General features: G+C 45.5%; 21 protein-coding genes and 1 pseudogene. 15 read left to right on the forward strand and 7 right to left on the reverse strand.

Annotated elements, in window-relative coordinates; translation table 11 throughout:
• Nucleotides 1–343: 343 nt before the first annotated feature.
• On the forward strand, nucleotides 344–541 hold the full coding sequence (locus tag QUA42_RS18570) for a hypothetical protein (protein ID WP_015175364.1): 198 nt from the start codon (nucleotides 344–346) through the stop codon (nucleotides 539–541).
• Nucleotides 542–886: 345 nt separating this feature from the next.
• Nucleotides 887–1,732, forward strand: coding sequence for a cyanophycinase (locus QUA42_RS18575; protein ID WP_333138974.1), 846 nt, complete (start codon nucleotides 887–889; stop codon nucleotides 1,730–1,732).
• 161 nt (nucleotides 1,733–1,893) lie between these two features.
• Here the strand turns inward: QUA42_RS18575 and QUA42_RS18580 are convergent, their stop codons facing one another.
• The gene (locus QUA42_RS18580) at nucleotides 1,894–2,142 is read right to left on the reverse strand and encodes a hypothetical protein (RefSeq protein ID WP_333138976.1); all 249 of its coding nucleotides are present in this window, start codon (nucleotides 2,140–2,142) and stop codon (nucleotides 1,894–1,896) included.
• Nucleotides 2,143–2,983: 841 nt separating this feature from the next.
• On the opposite strand from QUA42_RS18580, the pseudogene QUA42_RS18585 reads away from it, so the two are divergent.
• From QUA42_RS18585 to QUA42_RS18600, 4 genes and pseudogenes are all read left to right on the forward strand, one after another.
• Nucleotides 2,984–3,826: pseudogene (locus tag QUA42_RS18585) on the forward strand (alpha-amylase family glycosyl hydrolase).
• A 216-nt stretch (nucleotides 3,827–4,042) separates the two neighbouring features.
• A complete protein-coding gene (locus tag QUA42_RS18590; RefSeq protein WP_333138978.1) occupies nucleotides 4,043–4,264 on the forward strand; it encodes an alpha amylase C-terminal domain-containing protein in 222 nt (73 codons plus the stop codon).
• 325 nt (nucleotides 4,265–4,589) lie between these two features.
• Complete coding sequence (locus QUA42_RS18595) at nucleotides 4,590–4,967, forward strand: BON domain-containing protein (protein WP_333042016.1); 378 nt, start codon at nucleotides 4,590–4,592, stop codon at nucleotides 4,965–4,967.
• A gap of 108 nt (nucleotides 4,968–5,075) precedes the next feature.
• Nucleotides 5,076–5,492: a DUF2294 domain-containing protein gene (locus QUA42_RS18600; RefSeq protein ID WP_333138980.1), complete on the forward strand. Its 417-nt coding sequence runs from the start codon at nucleotides 5,076–5,078 to the stop codon at nucleotides 5,490–5,492.
• Here QUA42_RS18600 and QUA42_RS18605 read toward each other — a convergent pair.
• On the reverse strand, nucleotides 5,461–5,919 hold the full coding sequence (locus tag QUA42_RS18605; protein ID WP_333138981.1) for a response regulator: 459 nt from the start codon (nucleotides 5,917–5,919) through the stop codon (nucleotides 5,461–5,463). The genes QUA42_RS18600 and QUA42_RS18605 overlap by 32 nt on opposite strands.
• A gap of 546 nt (nucleotides 5,920–6,465) precedes the next feature.
• Between QUA42_RS18605 and QUA42_RS18610 the strand changes: the two genes are divergently transcribed.
• Nucleotides 6,466–7,233 (forward strand): DUF2267 domain-containing protein, encoded by a 768-nt coding sequence (locus tag QUA42_RS18610; protein ID WP_333138983.1) that lies wholly within the window; start codon nucleotides 6,466–6,468, stop codon nucleotides 7,231–7,233.
• A 402-nt stretch (nucleotides 7,234–7,635) separates the two neighbouring features.
• Nucleotides 7,636–10,287: an EAL domain-containing protein gene (locus QUA42_RS18615; protein ID WP_445301338.1), complete on the forward strand. Its 2,652-nt coding sequence runs from the start codon at nucleotides 7,636–7,638 to the stop codon at nucleotides 10,285–10,287.
• 370 nt (nucleotides 10,288–10,657) lie between these two features.
• On the opposite strand, the gene QUA42_RS18620 is transcribed toward QUA42_RS18615, so the two are convergent.
• Nucleotides 10,658–12,310: an alpha-amylase family glycosyl hydrolase gene (locus QUA42_RS18620; RefSeq protein ID WP_333138987.1), complete on the reverse strand. Its 1,653-nt coding sequence runs from the start codon at nucleotides 12,308–12,310 to the stop codon at nucleotides 10,658–10,660.
• A gap of 482 nt (nucleotides 12,311–12,792) precedes the next feature.
• Complete coding sequence (locus tag QUA42_RS18625; protein WP_333138989.1) at nucleotides 12,793–13,512, reverse strand: response regulator transcription factor; 720 nt, start codon at nucleotides 13,510–13,512, stop codon at nucleotides 12,793–12,795.
• A gap of 397 nt (nucleotides 13,513–13,909) precedes the next feature.
• Between QUA42_RS18625 and QUA42_RS18630 the strand changes: the two genes are divergently transcribed.
• The gene (locus QUA42_RS18630; protein ID WP_333138991.1) at nucleotides 13,910–15,778 is read left to right on the forward strand and encodes an ATP-binding protein; all 1,869 of its coding nucleotides are present in this window, start codon (nucleotides 13,910–13,912) and stop codon (nucleotides 15,776–15,778) included.
• 249 nt (nucleotides 15,779–16,027) lie between these two features.
• Here QUA42_RS18630 and QUA42_RS18635 read toward each other — a convergent pair whose 3' ends face one another.
• Nucleotides 16,028–16,555, reverse strand: a complete 528-nt coding sequence (locus tag QUA42_RS18635; protein ID WP_333138993.1) for an orange carotenoid protein N-terminal domain-containing protein — start codon at nucleotides 16,553–16,555, stop codon at nucleotides 16,028–16,030.
• A gap of 327 nt (nucleotides 16,556–16,882) precedes the next feature.
• Here QUA42_RS18635 and QUA42_RS18640 point away from each other — a divergent pair, with 327 nt between their 5' ends.
• Nucleotides 16,883–17,248 carry a hypothetical protein gene (locus tag QUA42_RS18640; protein ID WP_333138995.1) on the forward strand — a complete coding sequence of 122 codons (366 nt, stop codon included), beginning with the start codon at nucleotides 16,883–16,885 and terminating at the stop codon, nucleotides 17,246–17,248.
• A gap of 232 nt (nucleotides 17,249–17,480) precedes the next feature.
• On the opposite strand, the gene QUA42_RS18645 is transcribed toward QUA42_RS18640, so the two are convergent.
• Together QUA42_RS18645 and QUA42_RS18650 are read right to left on the reverse strand one after the other, a co-directional pair.
• Nucleotides 17,481–18,620 carry a glycerate kinase gene (locus tag QUA42_RS18645; protein WP_333139010.1) on the reverse strand — a complete coding sequence of 380 codons (1,140 nt, stop codon included), beginning with the start codon at nucleotides 18,618–18,620 and terminating at the stop codon, nucleotides 17,481–17,483.
• A 202-nt stretch (nucleotides 18,621–18,822) separates the two neighbouring features.
• Entirely contained in the window at nucleotides 18,823–19,155 is a 333-nt protein-coding gene (locus QUA42_RS18650; RefSeq protein WP_333138997.1) for a DUF565 domain-containing protein, read from the reverse strand.
• A 360-nt stretch (nucleotides 19,156–19,515) separates the two neighbouring features.
• Here QUA42_RS18650 and QUA42_RS18655 point away from each other — a divergent pair, with 360 nt between their 5' ends.
• The 5 genes from QUA42_RS18655 (at nucleotide 19,516) to QUA42_RS18675 (ending at nucleotide 23,861) form a co-directional block, all read left to right on the forward strand.
• Nucleotides 19,516–20,094 (forward strand): hypothetical protein, encoded by a 579-nt coding sequence (locus tag QUA42_RS18655; RefSeq protein ID WP_333138999.1) that lies wholly within the window; start codon nucleotides 19,516–19,518, stop codon nucleotides 20,092–20,094.
• Nucleotides 20,095–20,214: 120 nt separating this feature from the next.
• Nucleotides 20,215–22,317: a glycosyltransferase family 39 protein gene (locus QUA42_RS18660; RefSeq protein ID WP_333139001.1), complete on the forward strand. Its 2,103-nt coding sequence runs from the start codon at nucleotides 20,215–20,217 to the stop codon at nucleotides 22,315–22,317.
• 42 nt (nucleotides 22,318–22,359) lie between these two features.
• On the forward strand, nucleotides 22,360–22,887 hold the full coding sequence (locus tag QUA42_RS18665) for a GNAT family N-acetyltransferase (RefSeq protein WP_333139003.1): 528 nt from the start codon (nucleotides 22,360–22,362) through the stop codon (nucleotides 22,885–22,887).
• Nucleotides 22,888–23,024: 137 nt separating this feature from the next.
• Nucleotides 23,025–23,267 carry a hypothetical protein gene (locus QUA42_RS18670; RefSeq protein WP_333139004.1) on the forward strand — a complete coding sequence of 81 codons (243 nt, stop codon included), beginning with the start codon at nucleotides 23,025–23,027 and terminating at the stop codon, nucleotides 23,265–23,267.
• 135 nt (nucleotides 23,268–23,402) lie between these two features.
• A complete protein-coding gene (locus QUA42_RS18675) occupies nucleotides 23,403–23,861 on the forward strand; it encodes a hypothetical protein (protein WP_333139006.1) in 459 nt (152 codons plus the stop codon).
• Nucleotides 23,862–23,979 lie beyond the last annotated feature (118 nt).

Here is a 23,979-nt window from a genome sequence, read left to right on the forward strand (position 1 = left end):
GAGCTAATTTTTTACGGTAACTTTATAGTTAGTGCATGGGATACTACCTGCGGGCATAGATATTCCAGCAGTCAGACAAATACTCCGACCAATTCTGCCTTCAGTATTGCCCGATATGGGGAGTGGCAGAGTAGGGGAAATGGGGAGAGGGTGAGAGGGGGAAAATATTCCTTCTTCCTTCAACATCTGACTAAGCATTGATGACTAAGCATTGATAACTAAGCACTTATGACTAAGGACTACTTCTTTCCCCCTGCCGAAAAAAAGCTATAACTTTTGAGAGGTACACTGGGTAGTTATAATTGTTTATGACAGTGAAAGAAAATTTAAGAGGCAGCAAATTATGAAAATCGCACAAACTGCTCTCAGGGAAAAAGTTCACCACTTAGCTGAGGAAGCATTTCACCGGAAGCTAATTTCTGGCTACGGCGATGGTCAAAACAGCAACGAATATCAGATTGTCTGGAACGGCAAACCCAGACACCTACCTTTAGAACGGGCGAGTACCATATTGAGCAATTTGATCGAGCGATCGCACTAACGGGCGATCGGACTAATGGAGGACTTACGCTCATCAACCCGATTTCTACGAGCAATCAGAGGAGGATTAGCGAAGAATCGGATCAGAAACCGGATTGATCACCGCGCGCGCGTGGGCCCTGTAATTTAAGCTCATTTCTTGACCCCTCCTATCTCCTGTTAGGGGGGGGTAAGTTTGTTTTGTCGATTATCGAGGATGAGTAAACTCGCATATCACCCTTGCTGGGTGCGTTCTAGAGTGGTAGAAGCCTGAGATTTTTTTGTATCTATATATACCTTTGGGCAGTTCTCGAAAAAAGGAATTTTGTGTTTTAGTGAAATTTAATAAATTAAAAGTGGAGATAATATGGCGAGCAACGAAATTCAGGGGAAGTTGCTAATTATTGGTGGCGCGGAAGACAAAGAGGGGGACTGCAAAATTCTGCGGGAATTCTTGCGCTGCGCCGGAGGCACTAAAGCCCGCATTGTAGTAATGACCGCTGCAACAAGCCTACCGGGAGAAGTAGGAGATAATTACATCCGAGTGTTTGAGCGACTTGGCGCTGAAGATGTGCGAGTTGTTGACACCCAGAGACCTGAAGATGCCAGCGATCCAGATTATTTAGAAGCGATCGAACAAGCCACTGGCATATTCTTTACCGGCGGAGATCAAGCGCGGATTATTAGCTGCTTGAAAGACACAAAACTCGACGAAGCTATGCACAAACGCTTCTCTGAAGGGATTATCATTGGCGGCACCAGTGCCGGCGCGGCAATGATGCCAGACATGATGATTATTGAAGGAGACTCAGAGACAAATCCCCGCGTGGATGTGGTAGCAATGGGCCCGGGAATGGGTTTCCTTCCAGGAGTTGTCATCGACCAGCATTTCGCCCAGCGAGGTCGTCTGGGACGCTTAGTTTCGGCACTCTTGCTGCAACCTGCCGTGTTGGGATTTGGTATTGACGAAAATACAGCTATTTTAGTCGACGGTGACGAGTTGGAAGTCATTGGCGAAAGCGCTGTAACTGTCATCGACGAGTCGGAAAAACTCCACGACAATCTAGATGGACTGCTGAAGGATGAGGCTTTGGCGATTTGCGGCGCCAAGTTGCACATACTCCCCCACGGATACCGGTTTAACTTGAGAACTCGCCAGCCGGTGCTCCATAACGTAGCAACTACAGCAGAGAGAGAAACGGCGATCGCCTAATTTACTTGCAACTGGCAAACATCTTAAAATTATGTAAGGTGAGCACTGCACACCTTACCAATTCTACCAACTAGGATGGTTAAAAACCCAGTTTCTGTCTCCCAAACTAATAAAAAGAAGAGGATTTTACCTCTTCTTTTATTGGTGCGGTTTCAGATTTCTTAAGCACTTTTCTGTTCGACAAAAATCGACTGCTGCCCTTCTTCAGTCGATATTAAATTCCACCCTTGAACTCTCAGCTTCTGATAAGTTGCCCATCCCTTAGAACCGCCCGGTTCCCGGTAGTCGGATACAGCAAACTGCGGAAAAGCTGTATAAGGCCGCCACGCCTGACGGGCATCGGTACGCAAGTGCAATATCTTTTCTCCATTGCCTCCGAGTCTGGGCAACCAACACATTTGTTTTAGCATATTTAACACTCCAGAGTTTTACAGTAACGGTAATTCGCCAACATCCCACATTAAACTTTTAGAGCCTTAGAGCCACTGCTCGGAATATCTAACAGGTAACAGGGACGAATGAGATTTTCACCAATTACCAATTACTGAGGTAGCAGCAGTCGTTAAAGCTGATTTTGGTTCTACAAAGTTTACCAGTCAAAAACTATAAAACAAGTGCTGCCAAGACATAAGCAAAAATAATCCTTGCTATTCTCGGCTCAAACTTGGCTTAAAGTCGCAGGAAAACCCTGTTGAATAAAGGATTCATGGTTCTGGTTTCCCTTGCCTTATAATTACACGCTGATCCTCGCTGTTTCCGCATAAAATGACATCTTTCTACGGTATTACCCCTGTAGGCTAAAAAATGTTTCTTTAGTTACAAATGTTAAATATTAACCACGATTTATCAATTTATCAAAAGTTAAATTACTTTTCATACAATACTTGGGACAGTTTTTGATAGCAAACCGTAGAATAAGGGTTTCAAGGCTCCAAGGCAAGTTCGCTACCAACGGAAAATCTAGGGCTTCAGACTACTAACTAAAAACAGTCTCGACTATTTTTCATAAACAGCGCTTAATAATTTTTAGTTACTTTAACTACATTTTTGATTAAAATCAGGTTTCCGGGTGCCTAGGGGCGCACCTTACTCAATCGCTAGGGTTCGCACTACTAAATCCTCCGCGTGCGCCCCCAAGCACCTTACAACATCAGACTTACAGGTTTAACTCTTAAGAACGATGGCGACAGATTTGCAAAATGGTAAAAATCAATACTAATCACACTTATAAGTTCTGCAAACAAAGTATTCATGGCCGCTGCAATTGAATTCAAACTCTTCGCTGCGAACAACAAAGCAGCTACAGTGCTCGGCTCTTTTTCCAAATGGGCAGAAATTCCCTTAGAAAAAGATAACAAAGGTTATTTCCGCACTAACATTAAGTTAGAAGACGGTATTTATCAATACAAATTCCGAGTTCAGTCGCAAACTCCCTGTTTTGAATCGCACGAATGGGTAGAAATCAATGACCTCTACGCCAATGAAATTGACCGCACTACTCCTACAAGTACAGTTCGCATCAAAGCAGGCGCGCGAATTATTGATACCTATTTTTGGCAGGACGACGACAAAGAACTCCCGAATAATCAAGAATTAGTCGTTTACGAAATGCACGTTGCTGATTTTTCCGGGCCGGATGGTTCCGACAGTCGCGGTAAATTCCAGCAGGTGAGGGAGAAATTAGATTATCTGTGTGATTTGGGCATAAATGCGATCGAACTAATGCCAGTTAATGAATATCCGGGCGATTATAGCTGGGGTTACAAAGTCCGCGATTTCTTTGCCGTAGAGTCCAGGTACGGTGCAACCGCAGATTAGAAGCAATTGATTGACGAGTGCCACGGACGGGGCATTCGGGTGATTCTGGACGGGATTTACAACCACTGCGATGAAGAATGTCCCTTATTGCTAATCGATCGCAATTATTGGTACTACCGCGACAAACACTATCCCGAAGATCCCGCTAACTACTGGGGCCCGGAGTTTAGCTACGAAAACTTCGACCCAAAACTCGGCATTTGTCCCGCTTGGAAATTCATCGGCGATGTCGTTAATTTCTGGATTCAAGAATATCATATCGACGGGATTCGCTAGGATGCTGTGCGACAGTTGGCCAATCAAGATTTCCTACACTGGATAACTCGTGAAGCGAAAAAAACGCCGACGACAAGCCATTTTATAACATAGCAGAACACATTGCCGAACTTCCCGAACTCATCGCTTCGGTAAACTCCCAACCAGCCGCATAAACTGCAATGGTCTTTGTTGAAAAATTAGCCAAATCATGAGTTATGGGAATACTACAAACACGTGATTCGGCGGCAAGATTTGCCGGCACTTTATACCGAAAATATTGAATTTATCCACGAAAATCCCGAAGCCAAAGTGCTGGCTTACTACCGCTGGAGTGATGGGGTAACACGAGCAGTAGTTGTCGCTAATTTTTCGGCTACTTATCTATCTGGTAACAGTATTCCTAAGTTTCCGGCTGGGGGAAGTTGGCACGAGTGGATGTATAACAAAATAGTATAAGTTGGGGAAGAAGGGTTTAAGTTTGATTTGCCGGAATGGTCAGCGCAAGTATTTGTTTGAGAGCCGGAGAATTATGTCTCCAGGCAGATGATCGGCGTAGTTGTACAACAGTAAATTGTATTTAGGATGGGCGCACCAAACTCAACAAACTGGGTTTTTCTACCTAGGTGGATGGCTGTAACGATACTTTTTTGTAAAAAAACTCTGTTTCTGCATCCAAGAGTGCGCTCGTAATTCCTGGTATTGAGAATAACAATTACAGGGCAACTTGCCAACCGTGAATTAACACGTCAATTAACACAAACTTTGTCGGAGGACAAACTCTATGGGCTGGCTAAAAAGATTGTTTGGTTTAGAAAAACTTGAAAATCAAGAAACAGTTGACGCTCCTGCTTACCAAGCACCTGTAGCTCAATCTCAAGCTCAAGCTCAACCTGCTGCGAGCGCTCAGACAATCCCGCCGGAACGCATGGGCTTGAACGGAGAATACGATCAAAGCGGTTTAGCTAAACGGGTTGCTCAGGCTTTCGATGCAAATCCTGATGTTGCGGATATTGAGACTGTTTATGTGGCTCAACTTGGCACTACGGTGGTTCTCAAAGGTACAGTTCCCAGTCAGGAAATTGTCAACAAGTTGGTGACAATTGCTAAAGGCGTTAAGGGTGCAACTGGCGTGGAAACTAATGAAGTTACTGTCGGATAACGCGACGGTTATTTCTAACAGTTAGCAGTTAGCAGTTAACTGTTAACTTAACTGCTAACTGTTAACTGCTAACAGTATTTTTTATCGATCATGGTTTAAATAAAAAATATGACAGGGGAAACATTAGAACCTACTCGGGGGAAATTAGAACGGACTCTTTCGCAGGGAATTCAAGCTTTGTACCGCTCTCAACTCGGACACCCAACGAGTCAGGCGCTCTGCAATCTTTTGGATAACAAATTGATAATTGTTGTCGAAAATGGGCTTACTCAACCTGAAAAACTGCTGGCTCAGAACGGTCAGGAAGATTTGGCTTTGCAGGTGCGAACACAATTAGAATCAGTTCTGGAATTGCCACTAAAAGAATTAATCCAAAAGGTTTTGGGCGTGGGAGTCACTGATTTGCTCCGCGATGCGACCTTAGAGACAGGCCGCACTGGAACGATCGCAATTTTGGACTCTGCACCTCAAGTTCGTGATTCTAATTATCAATCTAAAACTCAACCAAAACCATTTGAGAGTTGAGGTGCTGGCGGATAACTGTTTCTAAATCTTTGATGTTAAAAGGTTTGGAAAGGTATTCCACGCAGCCTGCTTGGAGAATTCGATCGCGGTCTTCTGGTTTTGCTAGTGCTGTGACAGCAACAATCGGAATATGTCTGATAGCGGGATTTTGTTGGACGCGCTTTACTACTTCCATACCGTCTATATCCGGCAGGCAAATGTCGAGTACGATTAAGTCGGGAGCTCGATCTACTGCGGCAGAAAGAGCTGCGTACCCGTCAACTGCTCCCACGCACTCGCAGCCGAATAAATCGAGTATTTGTGTCAGCAGCTCTAAGTTGTCCGGATTGTCGTCTACCGCCAACACTAAAGGACGCTTGTCAACCGGGGGTTGACTGCTAATGAAAGACGAGGATTCCAATTTATTCTCCCACTGAAGGTAGTTCATAAATGCCGAGCGAAACGATCAAAAAAGTTGTCCCCGAGGCATTCTTCAAGTGGCGCTGCGGCACTTGAAACAGATTGGCTCGTATTTGTAGCTCTCCCATGACCAGTTTTTGGTCTAAGCCGATACAATCTCGCTATAAGCTGCGGGCAAAACGACCGCAGTTTTAATTAACCCCATAGCATCTGCTTAATTCTACCTCTCTCAGCGCAAATTTCCAACTGAGGCCCTCTTGGTGCGTCAGCCTTGGTAAAAATACGCAATAAATACGAAAAATCTTACCAATAAAGCATTATCGATTAATAGGATTGAATGGTGACGACAGCTTTTTAGGATATTAACCACATTAAACATGGGTTCCCCTACAAGGATCTACCTAAAGGAAGATTCTAACCGCTACTTGATTTTAATAACTTCCACCTGCTGAGAGATACTTGATTACTCTACTTTATACTTCAATGTTTTTAAGTAGTAATCATCACAATTTAAGCCAGTAAAAAAATTCAGTTTTTACATGAGCTTTACCGGATATTAACCTAGGAGGTTTTAATGACAATTCCAATCAGAGACGACCTGACTTACATTTTGCTCAAAAAGATTGGCAGCGGAAACGGCAGGGGAGAGTCGGAAATTAGGAATGCAGCGGAAGAATATGTCGGTCACCAGGTGGCGGAAGCGGAATTGCGCGGTCATTTCGACTACCTCAACCAAAGAGAATTTATCAAAGCTCAGGTTAGTGGCGAGCCTTATGGAGGAGCTGAGTTAACAGAAAAAGGCCGCAAACTGTTACACAAAATGGAGACGAATCCTCCGACCTCGCTCCACCACGAAGGATCGGCAGTTCCTATCGCTTCAAAGAATATGCCGTTTTTGGAAAAAGTGATGGTAAACGGTCACTTGGAGGATATTTTTGATGCCCGCGACATTACCGAAGTAGTGTACCGGGTCATGCGCGACGTGATGACAAAAGACGCCATCGAGCACGTGGAATCTGAATTGCACAAAGAAGTTTTGCCTACGGATGACAAAACCCTGCAACAAGAAATAGCAGACCTCTGGAAAGATACCAATCCGCTGGTGGGATTGCTCAGCCGGATACGTCAGCCTTTGACCGGCCCGCCTGCACCTGCGGGGATCGATGGCAATTTGTTTGCACGGAGGGTGGAACTAGAAGGCTCACTTCCTTCAGGAGTAAAACCGGAAACTGCGATCGCCGCTGTATTTTCGGCAACGAAGGATGAGCTGTCCGAGGAGCGAATTCAGGAAATAGCTGGCTTTTTGCCGGACAGAATTCGGGGAATTTGGGAGTCCGCTTAACGATACCTTTTAAGGTATAAATACTTACCAGCCGGCTTGACCAACCAGTATTCTCCCTCCCGAGGGCAGAATACTGGTTGGTCAAGCCGGTTTCTCTATACCTTTTGTCTTGTAGCTGTGAAATTGCTTTGTAGTGAGGGCTTGAGTCCTGATCAAACTCGATCGGACTTTCGACCTCACTACTTGTCAGATCGCTCTTTCCTTGCCTTGTAAGTGCTGTGAAAAACCCGGTTGATCACCGAAATTTGTCGAAAAAGCCGAAATATTCCCAGAAACCGAGTTTCTCGCTCTTGGGTTGGGTCAAGCCCCTAGACGCCGCGAAAGTGTTGTAATGTATAATACAGGGCAAGTTAAGACTGTGGCTCGCAAAAATGCTGTCAACAGCCCGGGAGATCAAAAGGCATGGCCCGCACAAAACTTAGACAAATGTCACGATCGACTTTAGAACAAGAAATTTTACTCAATCGAATTACCAATCGCATCCGCAACTCTTTAGAACTACAAGAGATTTTGACGACAACTGCCCTAGAAATCCGCAGCTTTTTAGAGAGCGATCGAGTAAAAGTTTATCGCTTTGAGGCCGACGGTAGTGGTGAGGTTATTGCTGAGTCCATCAACGGCGACAAATTGCCCTCTATGCTGGGTTTGCGCTTTCCACCAGGCGACATTCCCAATAGTGCTCGGGAAATGTTTCTCAAAGCGCGGCAGCGAGTGATTGTAGATGTGGAATTGAAGCATCAAACGATTAATCGGTTAGATTGTCCCGAAACCGGCAAAACTTTAGCAGTTGAAGATATTAGCTATCGTCCTGTAGACCCCTGTCACGCTGAATATCTGAAGGCTATGGGGGCACGTTCTTCTCTGACGGTGCCGATTTTGCATCAAAATCACCTTTGGGGGCTGTTGGTGTCTCACCATAGCCAACCGAAACGGTTTAGCGATCGAGAATTGAAAATGGTGCAGTTGCTTGTAGATCAACTTTCAATTGCGATCGCCCAATCTTTTCTGCTGAGTCAAGCTAGACAGCAAGCGCGTGACGAAGCCGTTATCAACCAAATTACCAGTTTGCTGCATTCTCCTCTGGAACTAAACGAAATTCGCAAAGCAGTTCTCGAACAAACTGTCAAGCATTTGCGTGGTTCAGGAGGGCGACTCTACATTGCAGCCGAGTTTGGCGATCGGCCTGCTTTGCTTTATACCTGTGGCCAGCAGCCCGCGGACATCGACCTTGAACTCAGCCCGTTTTGGCAGCAGATTATGGGGAGGGCAAACCAAGACGATCAAGCACAAACTGCTAATCATACAAGCCAATTAGGTATTTTTGAAAATTTATATTCCCAGCATTACAGCTCAATAGACACCAATATTTCGAGTTTTCTCGTACCGCACTTGTACGCGATTTCCGATATTTCTAAAGAACCTCAACTCAAATCTGTATCTACCAATTTATTCGCAGCTTCCATTCGATCATTTTTGGCAGTACCGCTGCAATACCGCCAACAGTGCATCGGCTGTCTCACCGTTTTTCGCAGCCCCATAAAAACCGAAATTTTGTGGGCGGGTCGTTGCAGTTCGGACGCCCGGAACGATCGTCCCCGACAATCCTTTGCAGCTTGGAAAGAAATCAAAACAGGCGAAGCTCAAAAGTGGACTAGCGAGGAACAGAAGCTAGCACAATCTTTAGGAACTCACCTGTACATGGCTGCAATGCAGAGGCGCGTTGAGGCGATGATCCGACACCAAGCTTCTCACGATCCCTTAACCGGTTTACCTAATAGATTACTGTTTAATGAAAGGCTGTCTTTAGCTTTAGCTAGCGCTCACCAAGATGGAGAAATGCTGGCGGTAATCTTTCTAGATTTAGATAGATTTAAAAATGTTAACGATACTCTCGGTCATCCCGTGGGCGATTTGTTGCTGCAAAGTGTATCTCGGCGTTTGACTAACTGTTTGCGCGTGGGGGATTCGATGGCTCGTTGGGGCGGAGATGAATTTACTGTGCTGCTGTACAATATCAACACCCCGGAGGAAGCAACTAAAATTTGCCAGCTAATTATCCAGAGTTTAAGCAGTCCTTTTGATTTTGAGGGTCTGGAACTTTATATTAAGGCTAGCTTGGGAATTGCTTTGGCTCCTTACGACGGAGAAGATGCAGAAACTTTGCTGAAAAATGCTGATGCTGCGATGTACAAAGCTAAACAGAAAGGTCGCAATAATTATCAGTTTTACACGCAGGCGATCGGCAGTAAAGTCTCCGAGGATCTTAACTTAGAAAATCATCTTTACAAAGCTATAAAAAACTCTGAGTTTGTCCTGTACTATCAACCGCAAATAAATTTAAATACTGGCAAAATAGTGGGCTTGGAAGCTCTGATCCGCTGGGAACATCCCGAACGCGGTTTGATTCCTCCCGATCGATTTATTCCCTTAGCTGAGGAAACAGGATTAATCTGCCAAATTGACGAATGGGTGATGCGTACTGCTTGCTTGCAAAATCGAGCGTGGCAGTTACTGGGATTGCCGCCGATGCGGATAGCGGTGAATTTATCAGCCCGCCAGTTTCTGCAACCTCACACGGTACAAATCATCGCTGAAATTTTATCCGAAACCAAGTTAAATCCCGAGTATTTAGAAATAGAAATTACCGAGAGCATTGCCATGACAGATGTGAGCTTTACGGTGTCGGTATTGCAGCAGTTGCAGGACATGGGAATTCACATTTCTCTGGACGATTTTGGCACCGGTTATTCTTCGCTGTGGTCTCTGAAAAACTTTCCGCTCAATAATTTAAAAATAGACAAATCCTTCGTGGCCGATTTGGTGACGGGTAGCAACGGTGCTACTATTGTGAAACTGGCGATCGCCTTGGGACAGGGCCTGAATTTACAGGTGATTGCTGAGGGAGTGGAAACAGCAGAACAGTTGGCGTTTTTGCACTCGCATAAGTGCGATATGGGTCAGGGTTACTTCTTTAGCAAACCAATACCGGCGGCGGCTATAACCCAATTGTGCTTAGAAAATCAATCTGGGAAGAAAATAAGTAATTTAAATTAACAATCAGGAAGCGGAACAAAAAATAGTTTCTGTTTTGAGTTGTGAATTAGACCGGAACCTGTCAAATAACCTTTATAAGTTTGTAGTGAGGACATCCGTTCTCGGAGTTTGGGCGAATTAAGGAAAAACTCAAGTCCTTACTACAAACAGTTTTTTTGGGTGGGTAGCGAGGACTTAAGTCCTCATATTTTTGAATTGCAAATCAGTGCTTTCGAGGCCTGATATCGTTTCCGGTTGCATCGGAATCATAAAATCGAGTCAACAGTTAACACTCAACCATTCACTTTTTTGACCCGCCCGTCAACAGTCAACAATCAACAGTCAACAGTCAACAATTCCGAAGGAGTGCAACCGGAATTAATAGGACAGCTTACTGCCAAACAAACACTTTCGCTTCGTATTCCGGCAAGTCAATCATAATATTATGATCGCCAGATTCAATATCATAATTCCCTGTCCATTCGTGCCAATTTCCGTTGGCAGGGAAGTGGGGAACGCTGTAACCGCCCAGATAATTGTCCGACATATTCGCCACTACTACAACTCTCGAACCTTCATCGTTCCAGCGAGTGTAAGCAAAAACTTTCGAGTCGGGGTCTTCGTGGAAAAACTCGATGTTTTCTGTGTAAAGTGCTTGGTTATTTTTACGCAGGTGAATCAAGCCTTTGTAGTATTCCCACAAACCTTTATTCAGGTCATTTCCTAGCAGCGTCCAGTCAATTTTAGATTGCTCAATTGTTTTGGCTTTGTATTCGCCAAATTCTTCGCCCATCCAAATCAGCGGCACGCCAACTGCTGTCATTAACAGTACGGTTCCCAACTTCGCCCGCTTGAAGGCTGCTTCATCCAAAATTCCGCGATCGCCCAATTCGGCAAAAACGCGATCGTGATCGTGATTACTCAAATAATTGACTACATTCGTAGCACCCAAGTAACCTTGCCGCTTGCAGTCGATTACCTCTTTGAGCCGTTCTAAATCAAAATTGTCCCCGCACAGTTGTGGAATTATGGAGTGATAGAAACTGTCGTGCCAGCAGCCGTCCATCGGCCCGTCTAGATTCGTGATGCTGGGCTCGTCGGGAATGTATTCGGCAACGGTATAAAACGGTTTGGGGCCGGCGGCATTTTTGGCTTCTTGAACTACCCAGTGCATAAAATCGTAGTTAGCAATTTGTCGGGCCGCGTCGAAACGAATGCCGTCGAGATGATATTCTTGAATCCAGAAGCGGACTGTATCGGCAGCAAATCTGCGCGCCGGGAAAGTGCCTAAATTTTCGTCGTAGAATTCGTAGTTAAATTCCGGGCCCCAATTGTTGTCGGGATCGCGGGGTTCGTGGTGATACCAATAATCGTGATCGATTTGAGTGAGGGGGCTCGATGATTCCGAGTGGTTGTAAATCCCGTCCATGATGACGCGAATCCCGCGCCCGTGACACTCGTCTATCAGGTTTTTGAGTTCTTCTGTGGTTCCGTAGCTGGACTCGGCAGCGAAGAAGTAGCGGGGGTTGTAGCCCCAACTGTAGTCGCCTGGGTATTCTTTGAGGGGCATTAGTTCGATCGCGTTGATGCCCAGTTCGACGAGGTAATCGAGTTTTTCGACCACGTGCTTGTACTTGCCACGGGCGAGGGGATCGGCTTCGCCACCGGAAAAGTCAGCAACGTGCATTTCATAAATCACTAATTCCCGATCGGCAGGTAGCGGTTTATCGTCGTGTTTCCAAACATAGGTATCGACAATGCGATCGCCATCTTTGATCCGAACAAGACCGTTTTGAGTAGGATCGTCAATGTCAGTCGCGTAGGGATCGACCACATCTACCCACTGATCTGCTTCCAAAAACCAGCTTTTCGACTGAACGCGGAATTTGTATTGATAAACGCCATCCTCCAACTCAACTCGCGTGTGGAAATAACCCTCTTCGTCCTTTTCCATCGGGATTTCTTCCCAATTAGAAAAAGAGCCAATCAAGGCAGCTCCTTTGTTGTAGGGAGCAAATAACTTGAATTCAATTGGGGCGACCATAATACCTCTTTCTAAAATATTTCAGTAGCAGTTGATACTTTTAATTTCGCAAATTTAAGCGAACTCAGCATCACTCTGCGGATATAATTTATTTAAGGCTTAACTATTCCTAAAAGTCTCGTAATCTTGCCGATGCCTGCGCCTTTTATGAAGTGATATCGCGCAATATTGGCAGTGCGAGGGAAATTTATCTAACTGGGGATCGCTCAAAAATAAGTATTAGTAATAGGATATTTGTTTAGCATCTATCTTAAGGTAGATTTACTGGTTAAAAGATTTAAAAAATATCTCTACTGGGATAGATGCGGCTTTAAAATTTACTCTTTTTAACAAGAAACAATTCCTCGGCTGGTGCACACTCGCTACCCTAATTTTTTGGTAACAATTAGTTAGTCGGTGTGCACTGCACACCCTTAATCAGTGACCGTAAGGTGCGCCCAGCGCACCCTACTTTTAACTTGATTTTGCCTGATGATAAAGCTTCATCCAACCAAGCCAGAACGCAGGGCGAGAACTGCCGCTTGAGTGCGGTCATCAGCGCACAGCTTGTTCAAAATATTGCGGACGTGAGTCTTGACTGTACCGACAGTAATATAAAGCTTTTCGGCGATTGCAGCATTGCTGTAACCCTGCACGATCAGTTCCAAAACCTCTAATTCCCGTTCGGTTAAAGGGTAAGTCTCAATGATGTGACTGAACTCGGGTTCGGCAGCCTTAATTGTGACTCTTTTGCCCTCAGCCTTCGGTTCTTCCGGCGCGGACTCTTGAGTGCGAGCTTGTTTCAGGACGATACGGGCGATCGCCGGATCGATCCAAGAGTTACCTTCGTGAGTTACTTTTACTACATCTAATAACTGATCGAAGCTAATATCTTTCATGCAGTAAGAATCAGCTCCCGCGGCAAAAGCTGCCAGAACTTCTTCTTCATTGTCCTGAAAAGTCAGAATCAAAATTTTGGTATCCGGATCGGACTCCGCTACCGATTTCTTGAACTTTTGTGTAAGTTCAATGCCATCAAAATCCGGCAAGCCAATATCTACAATTGCCACGTCAGGTTTTGAAGACTGAAGTAGTTTCAATCCCTCTGTAGCGTTAGCTGCATCGCCGACAACTTCTATAGTGTCACGCTGTTGTAAAGCTGTGCGAATGCCGACTCTTGTCAGGTCATGGTCTTCTACCAAAGCAACGCGAATTTTACTCATCTTTCTTCCAATAGCCCGCTAAACTTTTAAAATATCGTCAACTGACTCAGCTAAACTGAGAAAATTTGAGAATGTGTCCTGATTTAGGGTTTTACAGGCTGCACATCATTTTTAAGCATACTCATGTAGCCGCCAAGAATGCAAGTTAATTTTTAAGTTATTTTGCGGCGATGCCTGCACGAGCCCGATGGGGACAGTTCAGCTCTCAATGTTTCAACATTTTAACTGAATTATCTCCTTGTCCGCCCGTTGATAGAGGTAAAGATACCACTACCCAGATAAATTTAAAGTATAAAAAATTTTGATGCACCTGGGCCGTCAAAATCAATAAAGCTAGCAGCACGAGTCTTTAGCCGGTGTTAGGGCTCAAGTCCAATGCTTATTTATATAACCTGTTATGAGTCAGTATCACGGCAATAAGTCTTTTCAGTCGGAGTTTTCCGACTCTGAAATCTTACACAAAGTATCTGAAATAACATCCCCCCAACCGCAACTTTGCGACTGTGAAACTCAGGACGATCGCCTGTGGGAGGCAAATCCTCACATAGTTTGGAAAGCATATGCCGACGGCTGGGTGACTTATTTAGGTCAGCGCTGGGAGGACTATACGGGGGTACCAGCAGCAGCAGCTTTGGGTTTCGGCTATCTGGCGCAGATCCACCCAGAAGACCGTTCTCGTCTGTTGGCGAGATCGCACCCTTCTAAGTTCCCGCCACAAAGTTACGAAATTATATTTCGTCTGCGGACGCGAGAGGGCACTTACCGCTGGAATGTGGCCAGAGGAACGCCCGCTAATCCAGACAGTCAGGAAGTTTTGGAATGGGTGGGAACCTATACAGATATGGACGCGAGCCAACAAACTCAAGTTGCTCCCCAAGCAGAACCAGAATTTTTCCCCCATCAAGTGCCCTCGGAAGCCAATTTCACAGCAGAAAAGTTGTGCGAAGCCCGGACGGCAAGGGACAGAGGGCGGGATTTGCACGCGATTGATCGGTTTACAAATCTGGTGAGCAAGGGCGTGGGTAATTTGGGTCAGTTGTTGCAAGCCATCGCGGACGCGACTGTAGAGGCGATCGCAGGAGCTGAATTTTGCCTAGTTGCTCTGCTGGAGTGCGATTGCAGCGGCCTCAAACTCAGCGCTGTCGGGGGTACGGAAAACTTTGCTGGGGGCCAAACCCCGCACTTGCAAAACAAGCTGCTGTGGAAAGCATTTGCGACGGGAGAGTCTGTACTGTTTCGGTCGGAATCTAGCGACGGTTTGCTGCCGGCGGCGGCTTGTGCTGCGGCGATCGAGTCGGGGGAAAGCGGGCGTTTGGGTGTGTTGGCCATCGGCAACGGGAAAGACAGCACGGCCCTTGACGCCCATACTCAGCAACTGCTGGCGGTGATGGGAAAACAAGCTGCGATCGCGATTAACAGCGCGCGGGGGCTCGAAATATTAAAAAAACAGGAACAGCTTTTAGACTTGCAAAACGAGCTGCTAATTCGCCAGCAGGAAGAACTGGAAAATCAGGGGCGACGCATTCAACAGCAAAAATTGCAACTGCTAGAAGCAGCGAAGTTTAAATCGCAATTTTTGGGCATCATGTCCCACGAATTGCGAACTCCCATGAATTCGATTATCGGCTTTTCCCAATTGCTGCTGCGCCAGCACAAACAACTGCTGAGCGCCCAGCAAACAGAAATGGTGGGGCGCATTTTACATAACGGCAAAAACCTGCTACTGCTAATTAACGATATCCTCGACCTCTCCAAAATCGAGAGCGGCCGCACAGAATTAAAAATTGAAAAATTTCATTTAGCGAATTTAGTAATGGATGTCGCCCTGGAATTCGGAAATCAAGCCACCGATAAGAACGTGGCAATGTCCGTCAGCGTCTGCTTGCAGGATCAGTTTATAGTTAATGACAAGTTGCGCCTGCGGCAAATTTTGGTGAATCTCGTTTCCAACGCGGTTAAATTCACACATGAGGGCAGCATTTACATTGAGGTGCGGGAATTAAATTGCGATCGGCTAATTATCACCGTTCGGGATACAGGAATCGGCATCTGTGAAAAGGATCTTCCCCACATTTTCGACAAGTTTCACCAAGGCGACCAAAGTACAACTCGCCAATATCCCGGCACTGGTTTAGGACTAGCTATTTCTGCTTCTTTAGTCAAGATGATCGAGGGTACAATTACTGCCGAAAGTCAACCCAACAAAGGTTCGATATTTCGGATGGAATTCCCGCGAAAAATTTACCCTAAAAAACTCATTTGCTGACTGAAAACCTTTTTATACTTATCAGAATTGCCGGTTGTCATTGCTCATACAAAAACTTTCGTGCCTCTGTAAGACACGAAAGAATAAATAGGACTAAGAGCAAAAAAAGGTTTTACCTACTAATTATAGCGGTAGGGTGCGCCTCGGCGCACCCTACATATAGAGGTTTTGGGTAATTCCTTTATTCTTGAGTCCCTCTCTGCTAGGAGGAGAGTTTGTGTAGGATAGCTTGCAACAGCAGACTCTTATTTAAAGACTAGAAGTTTTCCCTACTTCCGCCTGAGTAGCAATTGGTTTAACATCGGTGTAGCCCATATTATTAGCTACGTCGCGCAGCACCGAAATTTGCTGTTCAAAATCAAGACCTTCAATTTGACCCAACACGCCATTGACAGCCTCAGTTGCCTCATATCCTTCGGGGATATCGACAATTGTTTCTCCCATACCAATAGCCCAAGCATACCAAACCACCAACTGATTGTTAGCAGTTAAAGCTCCGTAAGCGTGAGAATACGGCGTGTCGTCGCGGTTGACAATACCGCGCATTATATTCAGTTGTTGGTCGTGGGAAAGCTTGTAAAAATCATCGAGCAGCATGGGAGCTAATTGTGGGTCGGCGGCGGCGGGAGCTGCTGGTGTAACTGAGTCTCCCATTTTTTCATAAACAAAATAGAGCAGCGCCAGTTTTTCATCTGTACCCAACCCGTTGATTGCCTGAACGATGTTTTGAGTGTCGTTGGAGAGTGAGTGAGGATTGGTCGCGGCGGGTGAGTTCATAAATAAAATTCCTTAAAAAATGTTTCCAGAATATATAAGTATCAAGATTTGTAAGTGCAAGTCACCATCCCCGAGAGGTAATACGATTTGAGATTTGAGATTTGAGATTTGAGATTAAATAATGGGGAATGGCTTAGTATGTATGGGTTGGGAGCTTGCCTAAAGCTGCATTCTTTTCGGAAAGTAATGTAATGTTAAGGCACTACCCTAGAATAAATCATCCTTAAGATAGAAGCCAACGATACATCTGCGGGTAGATGAAAAAGCCTGGAATTCAAGTAATAATTGATACAGTGAATTTTAAATAAAACTAGCAAGGAGTCCGCTATGTCTGAAATGAATACAGAAGTCAATAACATTGAAAACTTTGACGCTCAGCAGATAACTGAAAGCGCGGAAGCTGGAGAACAAAAGTTGCCGACCGTTGATGTATCAGCAGACTACGAAGCTTCCAAAGAATTCAGCGTTAGTGACATCGATCGCACGGGTGCCGGCGCTCAAGCTGCCGCCGCTGCAACTGCATCTAAATTTCCTATTCCCACTCCTAAAGATACCGCAAAGCCGACAGATACAAGCGGTAATCCCGCTGATTTTCGTTCGATGGCTCATGACGTTACCCCAGCAGGTACACCGGGCAATGTTACCGACGATTTGATCGACAAAGCGATCGATCTTGGGACTCCTGGCAGTTAATTTAGAAATTCTCCATCCTCAATGCAAAAGCCCTGTATTGTAGGGTGCTGATGGCGCGCCTTACCCCTATAATTCGCGCGTCAAATCACTTGGTGCATAAGTCCTGAATTGTTAAGTGAATGCACGATAAGCTGCAATACAGTAGGGACACAACAATGTTGTGTCCTTAAAGGCTGCAATAGGGTAGGGACACAACTTTGTTGTGTCCTCAAATCGTTAGTTTGAAGTCTTTCTAATCGCTTAATTTTAAGTCGAGCGCCCGATAAATTTTGCCGACAGTGCGATCGCCCAAAATTTCAATTACTAAATCCACCCCATCGCCCTCCAGCATCGAGTTAATAAATAACTCGGGATGCAGCGCTTTCCAGAAATATTCGACAAACCGATTAATTTGGGCTTCTGACATTCCCGACTTCCCGGCCGCCATCATTTCCCGTTCCGCCTGATTGCGCCAGACTTGAGAAATGCGATAATCTTGGGGATACAAAACCATCAACCGATCTAATCGGTTCCACAGCGGCAGATAGTCGTGCAGCTTGGCATTCATATCGCGCGCAAACTGACAGTCGCCCTCTGTAGAAATCGGAAACGGTGCTCCCGCCAAAAACTCGTTTAATTTGGCATCAACCACCGGATTCACACCGACAAACCAACCTTCAAAAAGTACAATATCCGCACCGGAAATAATTTCTGGTTGACTTCTATCTCCTGCACCTCCATAGGCAGATTTGTCAAACCGGGGAATTTCTATATTTTTATTAATTATATCCGGTTGGAGGGCATCAGATTTGGGATTGTCAACTCCTGCTAAATTGGGAGTTTGAGAACCGCGCAACTTGTCTAAAACTGCGATTCCCAAGTCAATATCGTGAGTGCCGGGGGGGCCGCGCCAAATTAAACGCGGGTCTGATTTTTGAAGTTGTTGGCGATCGGCATAAGTCTTATAAATATCGTCTAATGAAAGGCTGACAGTAGAATATCCCAATTTTCCCAGAATCAGCCTCAAAACTTGGCATAAAGTAGTTTTTCCCGTTCCTTGCCCTCCTAAAATTCCTTGAATTAAAGGACGGTTTAAACTTTGTTTTGCAGTCGATAATTGCATGCCCAGCGGCAGCCACAGATTCCACAAAGTTTCGAGAAAAATAGTTGACTTTAGGGGGAAAGTATGCAGTTCGTCAAGAAGAAAAAAGAATAAATCGGTTTTGCAGCGGACAACATCGGCTACAGTGTCAGGAGTAATCCCAAAAGCGCGCGATCGCACATCATCCGCAAGTTCGCAAAAAGCCAGTCGATCGAAGTCGGGAGCGATCGGGCGCTCGCCGGCTTGCCACCGATGTAAAATTTCAACAGGGGTTACAGTCGATCGATCCATCTTCTCAAAACTCTTGATGCCAAAGCGGGTTTTGTACAAATCCTATCTGCAATTGACAAATATTTGACCCCAATCAAAACGGATACAAGCCCCAACTCCGGTCGTGGAGAGTTCAAAAATTCCGACCCTAGTTCAAATTAAAATTTTTTAAGAACACGTTTATGTAAATACTATCTACAGCAGACAAATATTTCACCATTTTTTAAGAACCTAGTTTGAAAGCCTCGACAAATAAATTGTAAGTCAGACCAATTTTCAGAGCATTGAGCATCTCCACCCACAAAGAACCTGCCGCAGGCCGGGGGCCGCCGTAAACCAGCCAGTTCACCAACTCGGTCAACAACACCAACAGCCCGGCCGCGATAATATCCCAATCGGCAGATTGTCCCGCGATGGTCGAAATAGCTGTTCCCAAAAAAGTGCCGAACAGCAGGCTAATTAGCAGGAGCGAAATCCGCCGCCAAGGATTGCTCAGCCAGCCTCGGAAGCGATCGCCCAGAACATCAATTAATCTGTTAATTCGGGTATTCTGCATAAAAGTTATACCATTTGAGATGTGAGATTTGAGATTGGAGATGCGGAATGACTGATGACTGTTGGGATTGGGAGTACGGGTCTATAGTGGCACTCTTTTTTTCAACTGGTATAAAAGCTAGACCGATGAGTCAACAAATTCCCCTCCTGACCAACCTCAAATTCTTACCGGGGTGAGTATGTCGCCATCTAAAATATAAAATTTAACATCTAAGATGGTATTGAGCGATCGGCGAGCTATAGCCGAGAACGGTCAAGTAATTAAGTGTAACTGTATCTTGTGGCACAGCAGCCCCTGGTTTTACATTAAAAATAGTGAAGACTCATTGCGGGTGCAGTCTATCCTTTAAGCCTAAAATTTATGAATCTTAAAATTTACCAGATCGTAATTGGAGTGTCGATCGTCCTAATTACAGGAATGTTTCTAGGGCGTTTTGAAATCACTATCTCCAACGGTTCAAATCAGTCGAGCGATTGGCCCTCACAAGCCACCGCACTCCCCCCCATACCCCCCGTTTCCCCAGTCGCGACAGCTTCTGCAGACACCGCCAGCGACCCCAAGCCCGACTCAACACCAACCCCCCCACAATCAGAGGAGGAATTGCTTTCCTCAATCCCTGCAAATACTAAAGCCGCCGGCAGTCTGCGCGTCAGCAACCGCAGCGAACACCCAGTGCGAGTGGCCCTGCTGTCGAAACGGCAAGCCAAGGAATCCTACGGCAAACCCGCGCACTGGGATTTTGCGCCCGGAGAAGGTGGCGACAAGGGACTGATGCTATCGCTGCCGGAGGGCAAGTTACAAGTCAAACGGGGAGATATTTTAGTGGTTTTTGCTCAGGATGGTTCTCGCCACTACTGGGGGCCTTACGTCGCCGGGGAGACAGCCTCGCCCGCTTGGAACAGCACAGCCCGAGAATGGCAATTAATTTTGCAGCCGTGAACGCTTAGCTGCAGGTGCCGAGATTTTGGTCAAGAAAGCGGATTGATACGGTTTTATTGAGAATGGTGCCGCTATGGGAGTTAACCTCAGATAGCGGCATCATTATAAGGAACAGGCAAGATGTCTGTTCCACAAAGAGTGAATTTTCTTGTGGGGCGGGTAGGAGAGCCCGCCCATGAAAGCCTTGTGGAGAAGGGTGCAACATCTCTATTTAACCGGATTCGATCGAATTGGGAGTTTCGAGAATGCGAATCTTTCGGTAGACTCTCTATGCGAGCTAAAATTTTAAATCTAAAATCGCAGGAAGTTTGGGTGAAGGAAGTTATTAAAAATTTGTCAGAGTTTAGGAATCGCCCGTTAGCGAAGCCCTCGAAGAGGATCGCACCTTTGCTGCTGTCGCTGTTGTGGCTGTTCGCGATCGCCTGGGTAGGTTTCTTGTGGAATCTCGGCAACATCGGTTTAGTTGACGAAACCGAACCGTTATTTGCCGAAGCCGCCCGTCAAATGACGGTGACAGGAGATATCATCACTCCTTATTTCAACGGCGAAACCAGGTTTGACAAGCCGCCGTTGATTTACTGGCTGATGGCGGTGGCTTACCGCACTCTGGGCGTTAACGAATGGGCCGTGCGCCTTCCCTCGGCCTTGTGTGCGATCGGTCTGACTTGCCTCGGATTTTATACCTTATCGAAGGAAGAAGGAAGAAGGAAGAAGGAAGAAGGAAGACAGAATGAGGAAGAAGCAAAATTCCCCCCCTCGGACACTCCCCCCCTCGGACACTCCCCCAATCTCCCAATCTTTTTTTCTACTCCTTGGATTGGTGCGGCCCTAATAGCTTTAAATCCCCAAACTATTGCCTGGGGACGGACTGGCGTTTCAGATATGCTATTAGTCGGCTGTATGTGTTCGGCACTTCTCGCATTTTTTCTCGGTTACACTCTAGAAGAACAGAGAGAAAAAGCAGAATTTTCTCCCGTTTCCGCTTCCCGATTTCCCAATAAGTGGTATCTGACTTTTTACGTACTAATTGCCTTAGCAATTCTGGCTAAGGGGCCTGTGGGAATTGTCGTGCCAGCGCTGATTGTTGGCAGCTTCGGGCTTTATTTAGGAAATTTTCGGCAACTTTGGCGCGAAATGCGTCCGGTGTCGGGAATCCTAATTATTCTGTCGATCGCCCTGCCTTGGTACATTTTGGTTATTTTAGCCAACGGTCAAACTTATATTGACAGCTTTTTTGGCTATCACAATTTCCAGCGTTTTACTGGGGTAGTCAACAAGCACTCGGCGCCTTGGTATTTTTACTTTTTTGTAGTGCTAGTTGGTTTTGCACCTTGGTCGATTTATTTGCCGGTGGCGATCGCCCGCACCCGTTTTTGGCAGCGCAGTTACTGGCGTCGTCAACCGCGATCGGCTCAGTTGAGTTTATTTGCCTTATTTTGGTTCGGCTGCATCTTTGGCTTTTTTACGATCGCCGTGACAAAATTGCCGAGTTATGTATTGCCTTTAATCCCCGCCGCTGCGATTTTGGTAACGCTGCTGTGGAGCGATATTATTGCAGGCAACGAACCCGAAAACAGGCGGGCAAAGTTAGAAACAAAACCGAATTCTTTACCGCGAGGGCTGTTAGTTACATACATTTTTAATGTCGTATTTTTATTAATTATAGCCGGAGCAACTTTCTACTGCTACAACTGGCTGGGAGACGACCCGGCAATGCCCAATTTTCCCCAAGCAATTCAGCAGTCGGGATTGCTGATTGTCGGCGGTACGATTTGGATAATTACAGCGGTGGCGATCGCACTTTTACTGTGGAAGCGGCAACAGCGCTGGATTTTGGTTGCTAACCTCATCGGGTTAGTAGCATTTATCATCTTTGGTCTTACTCCGGCCTACAAAGTCGTTGATATCAACCGCCAATTACCTCTGAGACAGTTAGCACAGGTTGCGGTTCAACAAAAACTGCCGGGGGAAGAGTTTATTATGGTTGGTTTCTGGAAACCAAGTCTGGTTTTTTATACCCAAGAGCCGGTGACTTACTACCGAGCTGTCACAAAGGCGATCGACTACATTAAGCAATCTAAAAACTCAACTTCTCCCTCTATTTTGCTGCTGGGATATCCAGAGAAATTTGTGCAATTAGGATTGCAGCCAAATCAATATCAATTGTTGGACACTCGGGGCGCTTACCAACTCGCCAGGGTGCCGAGACAAGCGTTTCGATAGTGCCTATAGTGTGAGTTCCTACTTGTTAAACAAGGTAGAAAAATGATTAAAACTAAGAATCTTCAACTACTTGCCGTAGAAAGGATTCACATAGAAGCTTTCTTACGAAGTAAAAGCGACCTTGCAGCAATTTTAAATGTCATAGTGCCTAATAGCTGGCCTCTTTTCCCGGAAGCATTTTCCCTCCCTGCTGACGAAGCTTGCGAATCCAATCCGCCTCCAACTGACTGGCACAGCTACTTCTTTATTCATCCAAAAAATGAAGTGCTTGTCGGCAATGGAGGTTTCAAAGGCTCACCTGATGAGTCGGGGACTATAGAGATAGGTTATGAAATTGCTTCCGAATATTGGAATCGCGGATTTGCAACTGAGGTGGTACAGGGAATGATCGATTATGCTTTCGCTCACGAGGAGGTGAAAGCAGTCATCGCTCACACTTTAGCTGAAAAAAATGCGTCGAATAGGGTGTTGCAAAAAGTGGGAATGAAGTTCATTGCAGAGGTGGACGATCCTGAAGAAGGCAAGATATGGCGATGGCAAATAAGCAGGGATGAATATCATCCAACTTGAACTGTAACGCCGTTTGGCTGTTTAAGCCACTGGTTTTGGCGGTAATTTGAAGGTTCTCGGTTGGAACATTAAATCTGGCAGGTTGAATAAAAGCTATAATCTAGTCACTACCTAAAACCCGAAAGTCGGAGCCTACAATGGTTTCAATTCTCAACAAACCCTCCTCGTTAGTCCATGAGATTTACATTGAAAAAGTCGCTCGGTGGAAGTTGTTCAAATTTAGTGAACCGCTGCAACAGCGGATGGAACAATTATTAGAGACGAAGAAGGCAGAACAACTAATGGCAGAAGAGATAGCGGAACTCGACGCTATTGAGGAATTAGATCGTATCTTTACCCACATCAATGCAATGATGGCGGCTCAAGATGTCAATCAGTGATCCGACGAGACAGGCGGTTCGAGAAAGAGCGAGCTATTTATGTGAATACTGTCATTTCCCAGAACGTCTGAGCGCGAATCGCTTTACCATCTATCATGTTATTTCACGCTTTCTAAAAGGCAATGTTTCTTTTAAATGAACAACCAACCTGAACACGATTCACAAAATGCTTACCAAGCAGGTGACTTGAATGGATTAGTCAAACTGATGAGCGAAAAGCAGCAACTCAGCTTTAAGGAGGCAGTTGTGAGACAAACTATATACTACGTCTCTAAACAGTTACCACCCGAAGAGAAAGATAATGGAGAACGCTACTTCATCTCCTTAGCCAATCAATGGCTTAAGCAACCGACAGAGGAAAATGCCAAAAACGCTTCAATGGGGGTTGCCTGCGATTATATAGATGGAGGTATGAGATATTTCGATTATCCATCATATTTCCTTGCACCTGCTGAGGCAGCGGCCAGTAGTGCATATGGTGCAACAGAATGCGCCTTAACAGCATCTGGAAACGATTCGCGAGCCGCCTATCAATGGCAAATTACTGCTGCATGGGCTATTTTGAATAACAAAGAACCACCGCTGCTGAAATAGAAATGCTTAATCAATATTTCGACGTACTAACATCTGCTTAAAGCTATAGCAATCCTAAATGATTTTCTATATTTATAAACAATCCTAAATAATTTTCTGTGTGTAAGTATATTGACGT

The organism is Microcoleus sp. Pol11C2 (assembly GCF_036701505.1).
In the GTDB taxonomy this organism is placed as follows: Bacteria; Cyanobacteriota; Cyanobacteriia; order Cyanobacteriales; family Microcoleaceae; genus Microcoleus.